The sequence below is a fragment of the Verminephrobacter aporrectodeae subsp. tuberculatae At4 genome (genome assembly GCF_000193225.1).
GTDB lineage: Bacteria > Pseudomonadota > Gammaproteobacteria > Burkholderiales > Burkholderiaceae_C > Acidovorax > Acidovorax aporrectodeae.
In genome coordinates, this window is record NZ_AFAL01000436.1 from 1 (window position 1) to 4,555 (window position 4,555).

General features: G+C 54.4%; 3 protein-coding genes. All 3 read right to left on the reverse strand.

Annotated features, from left to right (window positions below; translation table 11 throughout):
• A partial coding sequence (locus VTU_RS32805; protein WP_138927892.1) for a hypothetical protein occupies positions 1–678 on the reverse strand: 678 nt, incomplete at its 3' end.
• The gene (locus tag VTU_RS32810) at positions 679–1,422 is read right to left on the reverse strand and encodes a hypothetical protein (RefSeq protein WP_169315403.1); all 744 of its coding nucleotides are present in this window, start codon (positions 1,420–1,422) and stop codon (positions 679–681) included.
• Complete coding sequence (locus VTU_RS27310) at positions 1,419–4,535, reverse strand: phospholipase effector Tle1 domain-containing protein (RefSeq protein WP_050809511.1); 3,117 nt, start codon at positions 4,533–4,535, stop codon at positions 1,419–1,421. Before VTU_RS27310 ends, VTU_RS32810 begins: the two co-directional genes overlap by 4 nt.
• Positions 4,536–4,555 lie beyond the last annotated feature (20 nt).

Here is a 4,555-nt window from a genome sequence, read left to right on the forward strand (position 1 = left end):
GACTTTTCCATACTTTATCTTCGGTTCCTTGAAATCCCCGCCTGGCATTACATAACGATAAGTTCGTCCACCTTTGGCGGTGTACCATTCTTCCACATCCCAGCCAACCAACACAGCATGATCCGCCAAGCGGATTTTGAGACGCAACAACGAACTACCATTTTTACGGATAAAGTCCAAAACCTCATCGGGAATCCGCGAGGCAACCTGGACGGTGTAGTCTCCAAGAATGGTTCCACCTTCAAAGCCAGCAAGAACATTACGCACCCCATTACGATTCTTTCGCTGTTCTGCATCAGCAGTTCTCCATGTCACGTGCAATATTCTGGGAATGGACATGGCCTCGGGATAGGTTGAATGAATACCACGTCCGCCACCCATAGAAAAGTCAGAGTGCCACACCCTGCCATTTTGATCAAGCATCGTGACATTCTTTTTATCTTCACCTACTGCACTAATATACGATGCTCCTCCATGAATTCCTCTATATTTATGGATCAGCATTTTGTCTTCGGGAGTCAAATTGATCACTTTCTCTGGAGGAACTTTGGTCTTCAAAAGGATGTAAGCGCCACCTATCAGAAAGAACCCCGACAACATCATTGACAGCAATTGGCGCTGGTGACTCGAGGATACCAGCGTAGTGAACTTGCTTTTGGAGATATTTTCATGTTCCATCTAGTCAGTCCAATCCATCTCAACCTTTTCCCCATCGGGGGTGATCATCCAACCACGCTCAATGACTTTTCCATACTTTATCTTCGGTTCCTTGAAATCTCCACCGGGCATTACATAGCGGAAAGTTCGTCCACCTTTGGCGTTGTACCACTCTTCCACATCCCAGCCAATCAATACACCATGATCCGCCAAACGGATCTTGAGACGCAACAACGAGTTGCCATTTGTACGGATAAAGTCCAAAACCTCATCGGGAATACGAGATGCAACCTTGACTGTGTAGTCTCCAAGAATGCTCCCACCCTCATAGCCAGCAGTAACATCACGCACTCCATTGCGATTTTTCCGAGGCTCTGCATCATCAGTTCGCCATATTACATGCAATGTTCTTGGAATGGACATGGCACTGGTATAAGTTAAATGGCGGCTTCCTCCTTCACCTAGGGATAATGCAGCATGCCACACCATGTCATTTTGATTAAGCATCGTGACGTTGTTTTTATCCTCGCCCACCGCACTGATGTACAATGCTCCCCCACGAATTCCTCGATATTTATGGATCAGCATCTTGTCTTCGGGAGTCAAATTAACCATATCCCGAGGGGACGAATCGGACATCAGAAGACTGCAGCCGCCACTTGCTAGCGAAACCCCCAACAACAGGATTGACAGAAATTGACGCTGGCAATTCAAAAATACCAGCGTGGCGGATCTGCTCCAAAAGCCAGCGTTTTTCATGTTCATTTGATGTTCATATTTCCAAGATCGTAGCCATTGCCCAACAACCAATCCCGGTAGCCTTTCATGTTTACCACACCCGTTTCATCAGTCGTATATATATACTTTTCTCTATTGTCAGGATTGGAATCATCCGGGTTGTATTTCTGATTAATCTCGCGCACCTGATCACGCGGCCTATAGCTGATAAAACCGTATTTTTCAATCTCAGCATGGGTCAACCCCGTATTGGGCATCTTAAGCTGTTCCATCTTGCGACCATCGGCATAGCGCACCTCCCGGTCTTCAACAATAAGGTCACTGATTTTTCCATGGATTATATTGGCACTTTTATCGTGCAGTACAGGATTGGGTGGCATATCAATCGGCTTTTTGCTCATTTCGACTCCAGCGCTTCTGGCTTGCTCAACCATCCATGCCAATGCCACTCTGGACAAGGAATTATCCTTGTAACCGCCGCCAATGTCCGAATGTGAACCAATAAATCCCCGTTCAATGCGGGTTTTGTCTTTGGGTATCTCGGTGCCCATGATGGACTCCAATGGAAATCCACCCCATGTGCCCTCTCCGTTCAAATTCGGCCGCCCTCTTGGAAAGGTATGACCACGGTGCTCATTCAGGGCCACTGCATGGGCGACATAGGAAAACTGTGCAGGAATGGCTAATTGATAATTCTTGTGTGATGATTCATTTTTGCTCAACACCGTATCCCACAAACCCATAAAACGGAAGTTGACCTTTCTGCAAACTTGCTCTTTCGTCTCCTGATCTTTATAACTATACCAACCATTTGAATTCGTTTTTCCCGCAATCCGATTGGAAAAATCACGCGCCTGTGCTGCACCTCGACTAAATCCAATGATATCTACCTGCATGGTCTCATCTTCCTTTGTTTTACTGGCTTCTGTATTGAAATACTCAATCATGCGTTCGATGCGATCTGGCCCCGTACAATTGTACACCTTGTCGTGATTATCGGCAGAATAAGGAGGAATCAAAAATCCAAGACATTTTTTTGGTTCAATGGGTCGTGCAGGATCGCTTACATCGGTCGTTCCAACTCCACTGATATAGTGCTTTCTCCCATTTGATTTTGCGTAGTATTCTTGAAAAGAAACCACATTGGTCATGCTATCCCCTGACGTGCTGAGCTCAGACTCATTCATGCTATTCCCCGTCCCATCAAACGCAAACAGCACCAACCCATCCGGATCAATGTATTTGAGCGGGTTGTAGCGCACATAGCTATAGGGATTGGGTCCGTCGGGCGTGCCCAGGGGGTCGGGGGTCAGGTATTGACCGCGTTCGGGGTCGTAGTAGCGCTGGCCGTTGTAGTACAGCCCGGTTTCGCTATCGGCGTACTGGCCTGGCAGGCGCAGGTTTAGTGTGAAGTCCGTTTGCGCTGCTTGTGCATCCAGCCGCACCGTGCGGATGCTTGCTTGCCCAAAGGGCGCGTAGCTGGCCTGCCATACCAGTTGCCCTTGTGCGTCGGTGGCCGCTTCAATGGCCCCGAGGTGGTTCGCGTGCAGCCAGACGATTTTTTCTGCTTGGTCAAACCAGCTTTGCACGATGATTTTCAGGTCGGCCAGCACGCTGCGGGGGGCGTCGGCCAGTGGGTGGCCTGCGGGGGTGTCGATGATGGCTATGGGTCTGTTGGCCAGGTGGATGTATTGGCGCGTGATCCGGCCCTGTGCGTCGAGTTCGGCGCTGAGTTGGCGGTCCTCGTACAGGTAGGCTGTGTTGCCGCTGGCCGTGGTTTTGCTGATGCGCTCGCCCCGGTGGTTGTAGTGGTAGCGGGCCAGGCTTGTGCCTTGTTCGCGCACTTCGGTCAGTTTGCCCAGCGCGTCCCATTGGTATTCGCGTTGCCCAATTTGTGTGGGCTGGCCGTTGGCGTCGTAGCGTGCGAGCACGGCGGTCGCCCCTTGCGCTTGTTCTTCGCTCCAGCGGTGGCTTTGTGTGGGGTAGCGGGTTTGCTGCGTGGCTTTTTGCAGTTCGTCCTGCGTTTCTACGCCCTGCTGGCTCAGCACGCGCCGCTCGTTGGGGTCGTAGTGGTAGCGGTTGACTTGTGCCCTCTGCCCTTGTGCTTGCACTCCGGCGACCAGGCGGTTGCGTGCGTCGTAGGCGTAGCTGCTGCGCCCGGATTCTCCCGCGCGGTCCTCGCGGTGCAGCAGGTTGCCGCGCGTATCCCACAGGTAGCGTTGGTCCATTAGCGCCTGCGGGTCCGCTGCCAATCCCAGTGCGCCGGGCAGGGCTTCGGTGTCGGTCTCGTGGTCCGTGGGCTTGGTCGGCGCGGCCTGAGCGTGTGCGCTGCGGACTCCCAGCAGCAGTTGGCTGGTTTGGCCCAGCAGTTCTGCCGCGGCCGCGCGCCGCGCCGTTTGCATTGGCTGCGTCCGGCGGTACACGACGCGTGCCAGTACGCCTTCTTGGCTGCGCTGGTAGTGCGCTTCGATTCCGTTGCCCGTGCGCAACTGGCTCAATCCCACCAGATCGCGTCTGAGGTCTTGCACGATGGTTTGCGGCGGGCTGAGCCATTGCAGCCAGCGGGTCTGGATGCGGCTGCGCTGCAGGGCGACGATTTGGCCTTGCGGGTCGCGCTGATAGATCAGGCGGCTGCCGTCGGGCAGGCTGGTGCTGAGCACGTTGCCTTGTTCGTCGTAGGTGTAGCGCGTGAGGCTGTTCCGGGTGCTGCCGTCGGCCTGGTGCCGGATGGTGCGCCGCTCGGTCCGCAGGCCCTGCGGGTCGTGCTGGTAGTGCTCGCTTTGCGTGGGGTGTTCGAGGGCAGTGAGCTGGCTGCCTGTGTAGTGCCAGGTGGTTGTGGTGGTTTTCTTCGGGTCGGCCGCGTCGCTGATGTCTTGGCGCAGGATGCGTCCTGCTGGGTCGTACGCGTAGTGCGCCTGGTTGCCGGCGGCGTCGCGGTTGGCTATCAGGCGGTCTGCTGCGTCGTATTCCCAAATGCTGGCTCCTGCGTCGGGGCTGCTGGTGCGCACGGTGCGGCCAAAATCGTCGCGCATGGGCTGTGCGCCCGCTGTGCCAAGTTGGGGCGGCAGCAGCCGGTTGCGGCCTGCGCCGTCGGTCAGGTCCTGTATCTGTCCCCGGGCGTCGTAGCCAATGTGCAGCACCGCTCCGGTGTTGTCCCAGG